Below are 14,040 nucleotides of genomic sequence, written 5' to 3' on the forward strand. Positions count from 1 at the left end.
GTGAGGTGCGGGCGCTCAGAGTTCGATCCAGCCGGCGGCCAGGGCCGCGATCCCGACCGCCGCGCCGATGACCGACACCGCGCAGACGACCGCCTCGCCGGGGGAGAAGAGCCTGCGCCGCTGCTCCCTGCGGGACTTGACGAAGAGGAAGGTCGCCGGGGCGTAGAGGATGAGCGAGACGAGGACGAACTTCGGCCCGGCCGCGTACAGCAGGAACGCGGTGTAGAGCGTCGCCACGACGGCGACGACCAGCTCGCGCCGGGTGGAGCGCCCCACCGCGCCCCAGCGCCCCGGCCGGGCCGCGACCTTCACCGCGAAGCCGGCGGCCAGCAGGAACGGGATCAGGCTCAGTGCGCTGGTCAGATCGAGGGCGAAGGTGAACGCGTCGTCGGAGAAGAGCGTCACGACGAGCACGATCTGGCTCAGGCAGGTGGTCAGGAGCAGGGCGTTCTCGGGGACGTCCGCCGCCGTCGACTGCCCCAGGAAGCGCGGCATGTCCTTGTCCCGGGCGGCGACGAAGAGGACCTCGGCGGCCATCAGGGTCCAGGCCAGATAGGCCCCGAGCACGGAGACGATGAGGCCGACGCTGATGAAGACCTTGCCCCACGTCCCGACGGCCGACTCCAGCACCTCGGCCATCGAGGGCTGCCGCAGCTCGGCGATCTCGGCCATCGGCAGCAGTCCGTAACTGACGATCGTGACGGAGGCGAAGACGGCGAACACGCTCAGGAAGCCCAGGACGGTGGCCCGGCCGACGTCCTCGCGGCGCTTGGCGTGCCGCGAGTACACGCTGGCCCCTTCGACGCCGAGGAAGACGAAGACGGTCGCGAGCATGGTGCCCCGGACCTGGTCGAAGAGGGTGCCGGCCTCGGCGGTCCCGCTGAAGTTGTCGGCGAAGACGGAGGGTTCGACGTAGAAGAGCGCCAGCACGACGAAGAAGAGGATCGGCACGATCTTGGCGACGGTGACGATCCGGTTGATCGCCGCCGCCTCCTTCACGCCCCGCCGGATCAGCAGGAAGAACCCCCACAGTCCCACCGAGGAGACGACCACCGCCGTCACCGTGTCGCCGTCGCCCAGCGCGGGCGCCACCGCGCCGACCGTCGACATGATGAGCACCCAGTAGGTGACGTTGCCGACGCAGGCGCTGGCCCAGTAGCCGAAGGCGGAGAAGAACCCGAGATATTCGCCGAACCCCGCCTTCGCGTACGCGTAGACCCCGGCGTCCAGGTCCGGCCGCCGCACGGCGAGCGCCTGGAAGACGAAGGCGAGCATCAGCATGCCCGTCCCGGCGACCGCCCAGGCGATCAGGGCCCCCGCGACCCCGGTCTCCTGCGCGAACCGCCGCGGCAGCGAGAAGACTCCGGCCCCGACCATCGAGCCGACCACCATCGCGGTCAGGGTCAGGAGCGTCAGTTTGGCGGCCGGTCGCGGCGGGGCCTCGGCATGGCTCATGGGTTCCCTCGTCGATGCGGTCATCGGCCAACCAGGGAAAGCTAGCAACATGTCGGGCGTTTTGTCCCGGAATGGGGGGTGGTGGCGCGACCGGGGGCCGCTCGCCGGTCGCGCGAGCGGCCCCCGGCCGGTTCCGTTACGGGTGTGGCTAGTTGGTGTTGAGCGTCAGCCCGTAGTAGCGGAGGGCGTCGTCGAGCGGCTGGAAGTAGGAGGAGCCGCGCGAGTTGACCCCGCCGGTGCACTTCTGGTTGGTCGGGCCGCCGGAGGTCATGCCCTGGGCCTGGTTGCCGGAGATGTACGCGCCACCGCTGTCGCCGCCCTCCACGCAGACGCTGGAGGTGGCGAGGCCGCTGACGACCGTGTCGGGGCCGCCGTTGAGGTCGACGTAGGTGACGGTGTTGTTGTACGAGCCGATCGTGCCGCAGGTCCAGCCGGTGGTGGCGCCGGACTTGCAGACCGCGGCGCCGGACGAGGCGCGGGTGCCGCCCCGGACGGCGACCGGGCTGCTGTTGCCCCAGGTGCCGACGCTGGTGGTGATCGAGTGGCCGGAGTTGATGGTCAGGATGCCCATGTCGACGCTGCGGGTGCCGAGCGCGTACCGGGTCCTGTAGCCCTGGGCGAACGCCGCACCGTCGTAGCGCAGGGTGTTCGTGACGCAGTGCCCGGCGGTCACCAGATACTGCTTGCCGGAGCTGTCACGGGCGCCGTAGCCGACGGAGCACCACTGGGTGGTGTTGTTGAACGTCATCTTGCTGCCGGGGTAGATGGCGGCCTTGGCCTCCAGCTTCTCCTGGCCCCGCACGATCCGGACGGCGGAGCCGTGCTCGGCGGCCTTGGCGAGGAAGGCCCTGGCGGCGGCGCCCCGGTCGTTGTTGACCTTCACGGTCACCTGGTCGGCGGGCAGGTCCACGGACCAGGCGACCACGCCGGAGGGAGTCCTCCCGGTGGCGAGGCGGTCCAGCTCGGCCTTGATCCGGTCGAGTGCGGCCTGGCCTCTGGCGGGCACCCGGGCGTCGAGCCCGGCTTTCTCGATCCGGGCCGCCTCGGCCCGGTCGCCGGCGTTGACGGTCAGCCGGCCCGAGGCGTCGAAGAACGCCCCGTCGCCGGATATCCCGCGCTTGTGCAGGTCGGCGAGGGCGGCCTGCTGGGCGTCCTGCCGGTCCAGCCGGTCGACCGCCGCCCGCTCGCTCACACCGAGCGAAGCGGCCAACGCCCGGACCATCTCGGGCTGGTAGCGGGGAGTGGTCGCCCCGTCCTGCGCCTGGGCCATGGTCTGGGTTCCCAGAACCGTGGCGGCCGAGAGCAGGACGCCCGCGGCGGCAAGGCCGTACTTACGTGTGTTGTTGCGCACGCTGATTCCTTCCGGATGACGGCCGGAGACCCGTATGGGGGGTGAAGCGCCGGGCCCTGGCCGACGGCGAGTTCGGAACTCGCCGCGAGCCGAACTATTGAGGCCCGGCGTCCGGCGGGATACCCGGATCGGCGCATTCACGGATACGCAGATAAAGCGCGGGCATCCGGACCGGCCCCCCTGGGGCTCAGAGCCGCCGGAGTTCCCACAGCCGCCAGATCGCGTCCTCGGCCAGGAGATGCCCGCCCAGAACGGTGGAACGCGTCACCACTTGGCGCTGTTTGTGCCAGACGGGGATCAGGGGAGCGTCCTTCGCGATCGTGTCCTGGACCGCCCGGAACCGCTGCATGGCCTTGCTGCGGTCGGTGAACCGCTGGGTGTCCCTGATGGCGTGGTCGACCTCGGCCGACGCATAGCCGTTGCCCAGGACGTTGCCGGTCCCCACCAGCGGCTGGACAAAGGTGTCCGCGTCCGGGAAATCAGGTATCCACTGATAGAGGTGGACGTCGAACTCACCCTTGAGGCAGCGCTTCTGATACGTGGTGAAATCGCGCTCCTCGACCAGCTCGACCCGGAACAGCCCGTCCTTCTCCCACTGTTCCTTCAGCTCGCGTGCCTCGACGGCGGCGATACCGGTCTGGTGGCCGAGTCTGATGCGCACCGGAGTGGTGACACCGGCGGATCGCAGGCGCTCGGCCGCGTACGCGGGATCCGCCTCCGGGTAGCGGTCGAAGAACGCCGTGCTGTGTCCGACGACGCCCTGCGGGACGAGCGAGTACAGCGGCGTCACCGTGTGCTCGAACACCTCGCTCGCCAGATGCCCGCGGTCGACGAGCGCGGCCAGGGCTCTGCGGGTCGCGGGCTGCCCCAACGGCCGCTGCGGTGAGCGCATGTTGAGCACGAGATAGTGCGCCTCGGCGCTGTCTCCGGCGGAGAGCCGTACGTCCGTGTCGCCGGGGTCGATCCCGGCGAGGGTGGCGGCCGGAAGTCCCGCGTAGGCGATGTCGACCGTCCGGGCGTTCCAGGCCTCCTCGACGTTCTGCGAGGTCTCGAAGTAATGGACTTCGATCGCGACTCCCCGCTTGGTCACGGCGCCTCGGTAATCGGCGTTCGGTTTCAGGGTGATGGACTTTCCCGCCGTGTAGGACGCGATGACATAGGGCCCCGACCCCGATGCGCTCTTCTCCTCCCGCAGTCGGTGCGACGGGAATTCCGCCGGGTCGACGATGGACCCGGCGCCCGTGGCGATTTTCGACGGCCAGGTGGCGTCCGCGGTCGCGAGATGGAAGGTCACCAGCGAACCCTTGGCGTCCACGGAGAGAAGGTTCGCGAACAGCGGTCCCGGCCCCAGCGGATCGCGGATGCGCAGAATACGTTCGAAGGATCGCTCCACCGCCGCCGCCGTGAGGGGGTTCCCGTTGGAGAACGTGAGGCCGTCACGGAGCTCGCACCGATACGTGGTGAGTGCGGCGGAGGTGAAGGCGCAGGATTCGGCCGCGTCGGGTTTCGGGGTGGGCGACCCCGGCTCGAAGGTGAGCAGGTTCTGATAGATGTTCGTGAAGACCGCCCAGGAGCCGGCGTCGTACACCCCGGCGGGGTCCAGTCCCGCCAGAACACTGGACGTCCCGATGGTGATCGGCTTCTCGTCGGCGGTCTCGGCCGGAGATAACTGGCAGCCACCGGCCAACAGCAGGGCGAAGGATCCTGCCACGATTCCGGGGCGGATGAATTTCATGGAGGTGCTCATGGGTCCCTTGGTCATGGGCATGCTCATGGGCATGGCGATGTCGTGCGTCGGTGGGGGGAACCTAGTGACCGGGCGTGGGCGTTTTTATCCGTAGCCGGGAATCACGGATACGGCGTCGTACGCCCCGTCCCGCCCGCTCCGGTACGGGGGTGGGCCCGGGCGGAGGCGGCGGGCTCCCCGTCCGTCCGCTCACGCCGGGCTCCGTCGCCCGGATGCACGGCGAGCGCGGCCGGGACCGCCCGTGGAATGCCGGGGTACGTACGGGACGCGCGCGAGATACGTATAGGTGATCGGGTCATTCCGGATATTGAGGACCGGGCGCACCTCGTACGGTGGGAGAACCTGCCAGTGGTGGATCCGGCGCGAGGGAGACAAGCCCCGCCGGCGAGCATCCGTCGCAGCCCGCGCCGGTAGGGCAGGAAACCGCGACACCGAGGAGATGGCGTCATGGGCGAGCTGTACTTCCAGGTCAATGTCCCCACCCGGAACGCTCTGCAGCCCGAGCGGTGCGGCCTGCACGTCTTCACCGGGTGCGCGGAGACCGAGTCGGACGCGCTGCGCATCGCACGCGAGGCGTGCGACGCGGCGGTCGCCGCACAGAAGGCGGGCTTCGCCATCCCGCGCCGGCGTCCGGACGGCTGGGGAGCGCGCGGGGTGCGGTCCGGCTGGGTGTTCGACTGGACGGCCGCGACCGTGGCCGTATGGGAGCACGACCGGAGCTTCTGGGCCGGCCGGTCCTTTCTGCCGGTGGGGCCTCGTCCTCGTCAGAGCCGGTGAACGAGATCGCGGCGGGAGAGCGCGCCGGTCTTCCGCATGGCACCGGCGATGTGCTGCTCCACGGTCCGCGGGGAGAGATGCAGGGTCGCGGCGATCTCCCGGTTGGTCAGTCCGGAGGACGCGAGCTGGGCGACCTCCGCCTCCCGGGGGGACAGCTGGTCGGAGTGCGACGGGCGTCCGGGCGGGCGGCCCTTCTTGGCCGGCTGCCGGGTCCGCAGCAGGGCTCTGGCCCGGGTCGCGTCCCAGACCGCGCCCAGGTCGGTGAAGTGCTGGGCGCAGGACTCCAGTTCGGCGATGGCGGACGCGGTGGAAGCGCGGTCGCCGGCCGGGGCGGCGGAGCCGCCCGCCGCTGACGCTCCGGAGCCGTGGGCTCCCGCGCCGTCCGCCGCGCCTTCGGACGCTTGCGTACCGTCGGCCCCACCCGCCTCGCCCACGGCGTCCGCCGCGAGCACGCAGCGTCCGGCGCACTCCGTGGTCAGCGCCTGACTGTAGGGGCGGGGCAGCTCCGCATAGGCCGCCGCCGCCTTCCGGTACGCCTCCGCGGCCGCCAGCAGACCCCTCGGCTTCCCCTGGGCCAGTGCCTCGTTCTCGGCGAGGACGGCCCGGCTCCAGACCAGCGCGGCCCTGGCGGCGGGCGCGTCCGCCGCCCCGAGACCCTGGGCGAAGTCGCGGACCATGGCCTGCGCGCCGGTGGTGTCGCCCGCCCGCGCCAGCGCCTCCACGGCCCACGGCGCGAGCTCCGCCGCCCAGGGCCACACCCCCTTCTCGGCCACCACCGTCCACGCGGCCCGCGCCTGTTCCGCCGCGTCCGCCACCTCCTGGCGGGCCAGCGTCAGCCGGATCACCGCGCCGGCCGCGGTCGCGCCCAGCGGCACCGGCAGATTCTCCGTCCCGAACGTCCCGCGCTGGGACAGCCAGGACCGGGCCTCCCCCCAGTCCCCCTGGGCGACGGCCAGCAAGCCGCGTACGACGTAGGCGTCGGAGGCGAGGAACGGCATGTCCGCGGTGTCGGCGATGAACTCCTCGCACCTCCGTGCCAGGCCCAGCCACTGGCCGGTCCACCACTCCTGGAGCAGCCGGGTCCCCGACGCGCTGTGCTCGGTGTACGGTGCGCCGCTGCGCGTGGCCAGCTCACGGCCCTCGGCCAGCAGACCGTCCACGCGCCGGTAGAAGCCGAGCCAGACGGCGGAGTCCGCGGCGTTGCACAGACCGCGCGCCGCCTGCCGGACGCACGCGGGGTCCGTGCTCTGCACGGGCAGCCGCTCCACCAGGTCCCATGCCTCGGGATCGGCCCAACTCATGGCGAGACCCACCTGGTTGGCGAGGACGGCGGTGCGCATGGCCTCGTCCCCGCTGTCGTCCGCCGCGGCCACGGCCTTGATCAGCCACCCCCGGTGGACGTCGAGGGAGGCGCCCGGCCAGTACGGGGTGACCAGGGCCGCCATGGCGCGGGCGGCCAGCACGGACCGTACCTCGCGCAGCTCGGCGGCGGCGATCTCCAGCACCCGCCAGCCGTCGGCGAACCGGCCCATCTGGTTGGAGAGCATCAGCCCCAGGTCGAGCCGCAGCTCACCGCGTACGGCCGGGGGAAGGTCCCCGTCCTGCACGATCTGCGCGAGCACCTCCACGGTCTGGTCCGAGCGCAGCCCGGTCACCGCGTTACGGGCCAGCAGCGGCGCCAGCCGGGCCCGGGCCTGCGGCGGGATGCCGGGGGCGGCGAGCGTCCGCTCCAGGAGGACGATCGCCTCCTGGTGCCGGCCGGACGCCGCCGCCGACTCGGCCGCCTTCTCCACCGCCCTGAGCCACCGACGGTCGTCACCGGCCGCCCGGTGGTGCTCGCCCACGGCGGTCCAGGCCACCGGCTGCCTGCGGCTGAGCACACCGGCCGCCCGCCGGTGCAGATCCTGCCGTACGGGCCCGGGCACGGTGTCCCGTACGGCGGCGGCCGCCAGCGGGACGGCGAAGCCGTAGCGTCCCTCGCCCGGCTCCGCCAGGGCCGCGCTCTCCAGGGCCCGCAGCAGCGCGTCGCTCCCGGGCACGGCCCCGAGCCCCGACACCGCGATCAGCTCGTCCCGGGCGGCGGGCCCGTCGAGGACGGCGGCCGCCCAGACCAGCGGCCGGTGCGCCGGGGACAACGCGTACGTGCGGCTGAGCACCAGCTCCGCCAGGCGGGTGGGCACCCCGGCCGCGGCCACCTCGGCGGCCGTGCCGGTGAAGGCCGGCCGCTGTTCCCGCAGCAGGGCCAGCAGATCGACGACCGCCCGGGGAACCCCACCGGTGCGCTCGTGCAGCGTGCCCACGGCCTCGGCCGTACCGCCGCTCTCGCCCAGGACGTCCGCGGCCGCCCGCCGGACCCGTTCCTCGTCCCAGGGCGCCAGCCGGTGCGTCAGCACCGTCAGCCGGAAGGGATAGGCCATCGCCGAACCGCCCAGCGGCAGACCGGGAACGGGAAGCTCCTCGGGGCGATAGGCCACCGCGGCCGCCGAACCCGGCTCCAGCCCTTCCAGCACCCGCCGCAGCCGCCGCAGCTCGTCCTCGTCCGCCCGGTGGACGTCGTCCACCAGCAGCAGGGCCGGCTTCCCCCAGGGCTCGTCCGCCACCTGCTGTCCGTCCCCGGCTCCGCACCGCCACCACAGGCGGGCCGCATCCGGGGCCTCGGGCAGGCCGGCCAGCTCGCTCAGCAGATGCGTCTTGCCCAGTCCGGCGGCGCCCTCGACGTACAACAGCATCGGCCCGGCGTCCGGGTCGGCGAAGGCGCGGGCGAGGGACCGCCGGGCAGAACCACACGTCGCGATCACGTCGCCACCCTCGCTCTCCGTCGTCCCGGGGCCCGGCCCACCGCAGTGCGCCCAGGCCCATTCTGGGCGAACGGCAACGGACGCACCTCTTCACGGACGGTCGCCCGCGGTCACGTTCCGTGCACGGGGGAGGGCGCCGGTGCCGGGCGTACGGAGGGCCCTTCGACGGAACGGCGCGCAGCGGAGCACGCCCGGCCGACTGCCACACACAGGGCGCAGTGCCCTTCCGGCTGGGACCCCGAAGGACGACGCGCGCAGGTTCCCTCCGTAAGCCCGGTCACCGCGGCCCGAAGCTAAGCCACCCCTGTGCTCCGGATACATCCGAGGAGGCGGATTCACGGATACCTGATCAATACCCGGCACCCGGTCTCCGCGCTCAGCCCCGCACGTCCGCCGCGAGGCGGCGCCGGCGGCAGACGGAGGGGTGACCCTGCTACCGGTTCACCCCTCTCGGTGTCTACTCGTTGAACCCGCCGGAGTGGGTGCAGGAACCTTCGAGATCCCACGGGTTCGTCGGATACCTTCCGGGACAAACGGTCATGACGTAGTGGCCACCGTTGCCGATGTCGTGAACCTTCCTGCCGCAGCCTTTGTCTCCGCCGTCCGACAGGTTGAAGACCCGCTTGTAGCCGCCGGTGGTGACGAACGAGTCGTACCAGAGGGTGCCGTAGACACCGGACCCCTCCGCCCTGGTGTCGCAGACCTTGAAGATGTCTCCCTTGTCGATGAACTTCATGTAGCCGGCGGCGCCGAGCGAGAGCGTCTTGTCCGCTGCGGAAGCAGGCGAGGCCATCATCCCGACCAGCGCGACAGCGCTCACAGCGGCCACGGCCGCACGACCCAGTACAGACATAGATCCTCCTTGTTCTCCGGCGGACCACTTTCTGCGGCACGGAACCACACCGGAGCAGCGCAAGCAGACGATTCCAGCCAAGGGCTGGCCCGGCCAGCGAATCCGTCGGTGTGTGAGTGGCATCACCCCGTGTGTGAGGGGAGGCATGGGCGGTGCCTCATATGGCGTGCTCCACAAGCTGGTTGTGGCAGGTCAGAGCTGCGGCATGGCGGGGCAGGGCGGGAGCGTCCGGCCTTGTGCAGCCGTACCGAAAGCGAATCCGTGGTGGCCGAACAGACAGGCGATCGAGCGCAGAGTCCGACCGGGCGGCTTCGGTGGAATTCCACGCCGGAAGCGTGTTCCGGTACGCCACAGGTCCGCGGCGCTCAGCCGCGCTGAATGATGCGAACACGTTGGTCAGGGCCCATCGGCCTAGCACTCGATGATGTTCACCGCGAGCCCGCCCCGCGCCGTCTCCTTGTACTTCACGCTCATGTCCGCCCCGGTCTCCTTCATGGTCTTGATGACCTTGTCGAGGGAGACCTTGTGGCTGCCGTCGCCCCGCAGCGCCATCCGCGCCGCGGTGACCGCCTTCACCGCCGCCATGCCGTTGCGCTCGATGCAGGGGATCTGCACGAGGCCGCCGACCGGGTCGCAGGTGAGGCCCAGGTTGTGCTCCATGCCGATCTCGGCGGCGTTCTCCACCTGCTCGGGGGAGCCGCCGAGGACCTCGGCCAGGGCTCCGGCCGCCATCGAGCACGCCGAGCCGACCTCGCCCTGGCAGCCGACCTCGGCGCCGGAGATCGAGGCGTTCTCCTTGAACAGCATGCCGATCGCCCCGGCCGCGAGGAGGAAGCGTACGACGCTGTCCTCCTTCTCGGTCTCGGTGCAGCCGCTCGCCGCGAAGTTCATGTAGTAGTGCAGAACGGCGGGGATGATGCCCGCGGCGCCGTTGGTAGGGGCTGTGACGACGCGGCCGCCCGCCGCGTTCTCCTCGTTGACCGCCATCGCGTAGAGGGTGATCCACTCCATCGCGTGGGCCTGCGGGTCGCCCTCGGCGCGCAGCTGGCGGGCCGAGTTCGCGGCGCGGCGGCGGACCTTGAGGCCGCCGGGCAGGATGCCCTCGCGCGACATGCCGCGCGAGACGCAGGCCTGCATGACCCGCCAGATGTCCAGCAGTCCGGCGCGGATCTCCGCCTCGGTGCGCCAGGCCAGCTCGTTCTCCAGCATCATCGAGGAGATGGACAGGCCGGTCTCGCGGGACAGGCGCAGCAGCTCGTCGCCGGTGCGGAAGGGGTGCCGCAGGACGGTGTCGTCCGGGACGATCGGGTTCTCGCCGGCCACCGCGTCCTCGTCGACGACGAAGCCGCCGCCGACCGAGTAGTACGTCTTCTCCAGGACCGGGGCGCCCTCGGTGTCGTACGCGAGGATCGTCATGCCGTTGGCGTGGTACGGGAGCGCCTTGCGGCGGTGCAGGATCAGGTCGTCGTCGAAGGCGAACGGGATCTCGTGCATGCCGAGGAGGTTGATCCGGCCGGTGGAGCGGATCGCCTCGACCCGGGCGTCGGCCGTCTCCACGTCGACGGTCTGGGGCGACTCGCCCTCCAGGCCGAGCAGGACCGCCTTGGGCGTGCCGTGCCCGTGTCCGGTCGCGCCGAGGGAGCCGTACAGCTCGGCCCGTATCGACGCGGTGTGCGCGAGCAGGCCCTCGTTCTTCAGGCGGCGCGCGAACATCCGGGCGGCACGCATCGGGCCCACCGTGTGGGAGCTGGACGGGCCGATGCCGACCGAGAAGAGGTCGAAGACCGAGATGGCCACGGGAGTACTCCTTGGGGTTGGAAGACGCCGTTGTCTGCCTGGGTGGTGCGGGACAAGCGGGGCGAGCGGAATAAGCGGGGCGAGCGGAACAAGAAGGATCATCGGGGACACGGATCGGGGCACCGCGCTCACTCTGTTCAGTGTGCGCGGTGCCCCGCCCGAACGTGCAGAACCGCAGGCCAGGTGCTACTTCAGGCCGGGGTACAGCGGGAACTTCTCGGCCAGCGCCACCACGCGGGCCTTGAGGTCGTCCGCGTCGTAGGACGGCTTCAGGGCGGCGGCGATGATCTCCGCGACCTCGGTGAAGTCCTCGGCGCCGAAGCCGCGGGTGGCCAGCGCCGGGGTGCCGATCCGCAGACCCGAGGTGACCATCGGGGGGCGCGGGTCGTTCGGGATGGCGTTCCGGTTGACCGTGATGCCCAGCTCGTGCAGCCGGTCCTCGGCCTGCTGGCCGTCCAGCTCGGAGTTGCGCAGGTCGACCAGGACCAGGTGCACGTCGGTGCCGCCGGAGAGGACGGAGACGCCCACCTCGGTGACGTCCGGCTGGACCAGGCGCTCGGCCAGGATCCGCGCGCCGTCCAGGGTGCGCTGCTGGCGCTCCTTGAACTCCTCGCCCGCCGCGATCTTGAACGAGACCGCCTTGGCCGCGATCACGTGCTCCAGCGGGCCGCCCTGCTGGCCCGGGAAGACCGCCGAGTTGATCTTCTTGGCGAGCTCCTGGGTGGAGAGGATCACGCCACCGCGCGGACCGCCGAGGGTCTTGTGCGTGGTGGTGGTGACGACGTGGGCGTGCGGCACCGGGTTGGGGTGCAGCCCGGCCGCGACCAGGCCCGCGAAGTGCGCCATGTCGACCATGAGGTACGCGCCGACCTCGTCCGCGATGCGGCGGAAGGCGGCGAAGTCCAGCTGGCGCGGGTAGGCGGACCAGCCGGCCACGATCAGCTTCGGCTGGGACTCCTTGGCGAGGCGCTCGACCTCCTCCATGTCCACGGTGCCGCTCTCGTCGACGTGGTACGGGACCACGTTGTAGAGCTTGCCGGAGAAGTTGATCTTCATGCCGTGGGTCAGGTGACCGCCGTGGGCCAGGTTCAGGCCCATGATCGTGTCGCCCGGCTTCAGCAGCGCGAACATCGCGGCGGCGTTCGCCTGCGCACCGGAGTGCGGCTGGACGTTCGCGGCCTCGGCGCCGAACAGGGCCTTGATCCGGTCGATCGCGATCTGCTCGACGACGTCGACGTGCTCACAGCCGCCGTAGTAGCGGCGGCCGGGGTAGCCCTCGGCGTACTTGTTGGTGAGGACGGAGCCCTGCGCCTCCATGACGGCGACCGGAGCGAAGTTCTCCGAGGCGATCATTTCGAGGGTGGACTGCTGACGGTGGAGCTCGGCGTCGACGGCGGCGGCGACGTCCGGGTCCAGCTCGTGGAGGGAGGAGTTCAGAAGCGACATCAGGGGGTCCCTTAAGGTCTCAGTTGCCGGAGAACGCGGTGTACTCGTCGGCGGAGAGCAGATCGGCCGGCTCCTCCGCGACGCGCACCTTGAACAGCCAGCCGCCCTCGAAGGGAGCGGAGTTCACCAGCGAGGGGTCGTCCACGACGTCCTGGTTGGCCGCCGTCACCTCACCGGTCACCGGCGAGTACAGATCGCTGACGGACTTGGTCGACTCCAGCTCACCGCAGGTCTCGCCCGCGGTCACCGTGTCACCGACCTCCGGGAGCTGCGCGAAGACGACGTCGCCGAGCGCGTTGGCCGCGAACTCCGTGATGCCGATCGTGGCCACGCCGTCCTCGACGGCCGACAGCCACTCGTGCTCCTTGCTGTACCGCAGCTGCTGGGGGTTGCTCATGACCTGAATTCTCCTGTACGCGGGGGAGTGCTGATGAACGGTGGTCTTACGGTGTGAGACGGAGGTACGTCACTTCTGTGACGCCCGCGCGCCGGTGAGGAGGGCCCGGAATGCACCGTTCCCTCCGGGATATCACTTCTGGCGCTTGTAGAACGGCAGCGCGACGACCTCGTACGGCTCGTGCGTGCCCCGGATGTCCACGCCCACGCCCTCGGTGCCCGGGGCGGCGAAGGCCGCGTCCACGTAGGCCATGGCGATCGGCTTGCCCAGGGTCGGGGAGGGGGCGCCGGAGGTGACCTCGCCGATCACCTTGCCGTCGGCCACGACCGGGAAGCCCGCGCGCGGGACCCGGCGGCCCTCGGCGATCAGGCCGACCAGCTTGCGCGGCGGGGCGGTCTCGGCGCGCTCGGCGGCGGCCTGCAACGCCTCGCGGCCGACGAAGTCGCCCTCCTTCTCGAACTTCACGACCCGGCCCAGGCCCGCGTCGAACGGGGTCAGCGCGGTCGTCAGCTCGTGCCCGTACAGCGGCATGCCCGCCTCCAGGCGCAGCGTGTCCCGGCAGGAGAGCCCGCACGGGATCAGGCCGTGCGGCGCGCCGGCCTCGGTCAGCGCCTGCCACAGGGCCTCGGCGTGCTCGGGCGCGACGAACAGCTCGAACCCGTCCTCGCCGGTGTACCCGGTACGGGCGATGAGCGCCGGAACCCCGGCGACCGTGCCCGGCAGGCCCGCGTAGTACTTCAGCCCGTCCAGGTCGGCGTCGGTGACGGCCTTCATGATGGCGGGCGACTCCGGGCCCTGGACCGCGAGCAGCGCGTACGCGTCCCGGTTGTCGCGCACCTGGGCGTCGAAGCCGCCGACGCGCTCGGTCAGCGCGTCCAGCACGATCTGGGCGTTGCCCGCGTTGGCGACGACCATGTATTCCGTCTCGCCGAGGCGGTAGACGATCAGGTCGTCGACGATCCCGCCGTCCTCCTGGACGATCATCGTGTAGCGGGCCCGGCCGTTGCCGACGGTGGCGATGTTGCCCACCAGCGCGTAGCTCAGGAAGGCCGCGGCCTCGGGGCCGGTGACGGTGATCTCGCCCATGTGGGACAGGTCGAAGAGCCCGGCCCGGGTGCGTACGGCGTTGTGCTCGTCGCGCTCGCTGGCGTACCGCAGCGGCATGTCCCAGCCCGCGAAGTCGGTCATGGTGGCGCCGAGCGAGCGGTGCAGCGCGTCGAGGGCGGTGAGACGGGGGGCAGTGCTCATGGATACGGCTCCAGGGCATGACGACGTCAGGACGGAAAATCCTCCCCATCTGTCATCGGAACCTGAGAGGTTCGCCGATAGCCCCTGACGGGGTATGCCCCTGGGGGCGCCCCTGTTCACAGGGCTCGGCTTGCACCTTGGGTGGAGCCGCAGGGCGGCTCGCTTTTCAGA

11 protein-coding genes are annotated in these 14,040 nt (G+C 71.3%); 1 reads left to right on the forward strand and 10 read right to left on the reverse strand.

Annotated features, from left to right (window positions below; all coding sequences use genetic code 11):
• Positions 1-15: 15 nt before the first annotated feature.
• The 4 genes from KV381_RS26795 to KV381_RS26810 all read right to left on the reverse strand — a co-directional run bounded on the left by KV381_RS26795 (position 16) and on the right by KV381_RS26810 (position 4,852).
• The gene (locus KV381_RS26795) at positions 16-1,455 is read right to left on the reverse strand and encodes a basic amino acid/polyamine antiporter (protein WP_218786583.1); all 1,440 of its coding nucleotides are present in this window, start codon (positions 1,453-1,455) and stop codon (positions 16-18) included.
• 148 nt (positions 1,456-1,603) lie between these two features.
• Positions 1,604-2,725, reverse strand: coding sequence for a S1 family peptidase (locus tag KV381_RS26800; protein WP_247595083.1), 1,122 nt, complete (start codon positions 2,723-2,725; stop codon positions 1,604-1,606).
• Between the two features lie 268 nt (positions 2,726-2,993).
• Positions 2,994-4,574 (reverse strand): ABC transporter substrate-binding protein, encoded by a 1,581-nt coding sequence (locus tag KV381_RS26805; RefSeq protein WP_218787306.1) that lies wholly within the window; start codon positions 4,572-4,574, stop codon positions 2,994-2,996.
• 80 nt (positions 4,575-4,654) lie between these two features.
• Entirely contained in the window at positions 4,655-4,852 is a 198-nt protein-coding gene (locus KV381_RS26810) for a hypothetical protein (RefSeq protein WP_143665566.1), read from the reverse strand.
• 148 nt (positions 4,853-5,000) lie between these two features.
• On the opposite strand from KV381_RS26810, the gene KV381_RS26815 reads away from it, so the two are divergent.
• Positions 5,001-5,330: a hypothetical protein gene (locus KV381_RS26815; RefSeq protein ID WP_030079049.1), complete on the forward strand. Its 330-nt coding sequence runs from the start codon at positions 5,001-5,003 to the stop codon at positions 5,328-5,330.
• Here KV381_RS26815 and KV381_RS26820 read toward each other — a convergent pair.
• The 6 genes from KV381_RS26820 to gcvT all read right to left on the reverse strand — a co-directional run bounded on the left by KV381_RS26820 (position 5,318) and on the right by gcvT (position 13,869).
• Complete coding sequence (locus KV381_RS26820) at positions 5,318-8,128, reverse strand: LuxR family transcriptional regulator (RefSeq protein WP_218786584.1); 2,811 nt, start codon at positions 8,126-8,128, stop codon at positions 5,318-5,320. The genes KV381_RS26815 and KV381_RS26820 overlap by 13 nt on opposite strands.
• Before the next feature lie 457 nt (positions 8,129-8,585).
• Positions 8,586-8,981, reverse strand: coding sequence for a hypothetical protein (locus tag KV381_RS26825; protein ID WP_030079045.1), 396 nt, complete (start codon positions 8,979-8,981; stop codon positions 8,586-8,588).
• A 411-nt stretch (positions 8,982-9,392) separates the two neighbouring features.
• The gene (locus KV381_RS26830; protein WP_030079043.1) at positions 9,393-10,778 is read right to left on the reverse strand and encodes an L-serine ammonia-lyase; all 1,386 of its coding nucleotides are present in this window, start codon (positions 10,776-10,778) and stop codon (positions 9,393-9,395) included.
• A 186-nt stretch (positions 10,779-10,964) separates the two neighbouring features.
• On the reverse strand, positions 10,965-12,224 hold the full coding sequence (gene glyA / locus KV381_RS26835) for a serine hydroxymethyltransferase (protein WP_030632655.1): 1,260 nt from the start codon (positions 12,222-12,224) through the stop codon (positions 10,965-10,967).
• Positions 12,225-12,243: 19 nt separating this feature from the next.
• A complete protein-coding gene (gcvH, locus tag KV381_RS26840; protein WP_030079040.1) occupies positions 12,244-12,621 on the reverse strand; it encodes a glycine cleavage system protein GcvH in 378 nt (125 codons plus the stop codon).
• 132 nt (positions 12,622-12,753) lie between these two features.
• On the reverse strand, positions 12,754-13,869 hold the full coding sequence (gene gcvT / locus KV381_RS26845) for a glycine cleavage system aminomethyltransferase GcvT (protein ID WP_218786585.1): 1,116 nt from the start codon (positions 13,867-13,869) through the stop codon (positions 12,754-12,756).
• Positions 13,870-14,040: the final 171 nt, after the last annotated feature.

The sequence above is a fragment of the Streptomyces sp. WY228 genome (assembly GCF_019287315.1).
Classification (GTDB): domain Bacteria; phylum Actinomycetota; class Actinomycetes; order Streptomycetales; family Streptomycetaceae; genus Streptomyces; species Streptomyces caviscabies.

Bases quoted from the DNA above. Each gene is read 5' to 3' on its own strand.
- KV381_RS26795 (WP_218786583.1), bottom strand. From the start codon at position 1,455: ATGAGCCATGCCGAGGCCCCGCCGCGACCGGCCGCCAAACTGACGCTC.
- KV381_RS26800 (WP_247595083.1), bottom strand. From the start codon at position 2,725: ATGGCCCAGGCGCAGGACGGGGCGACCACTCCCCGCTACCAGCCCGAG.
- KV381_RS26805 (WP_218787306.1), bottom strand. From the start codon at position 4,574: ATGCCCATGACCAAGGGACCCATGAGCACCTCCATGAAATTCATCCGC.
- KV381_RS26810 (WP_143665566.1), bottom strand. From the start codon at position 4,852: ATGACCCGATCACCTATACGTATCTCGCGCGCGTCCCGTACGTACCCC.
- KV381_RS26815 (WP_030079049.1), top strand. From the start codon at position 5,001: ATGGGCGAGCTGTACTTCCAGGTCAATGTCCCCACCCGGAACGCTCTG.
- KV381_RS26825 (WP_030079045.1), bottom strand. From the start codon at position 8,981: ATGTCTGTACTGGGTCGTGCGGCCGTGGCCGCTGTGAGCGCTGTCGCG.
- glyA (WP_030632655.1), bottom strand. From the start codon at position 12,224: ATGTCGCTTCTGAACTCCTCCCTCCACGAGCTGGACCCGGACGTCGCC.
- gcvH (WP_030079040.1), bottom strand. From the start codon at position 12,621: ATGAGCAACCCCCAGCAGCTGCGGTACAGCAAGGAGCACGAGTGGCTG.
- gcvT (WP_218786585.1), bottom strand. From the start codon at position 13,869: ATGAGCACTGCCCCCCGTCTCACCGCCCTCGACGCGCTGCACCGCTCG.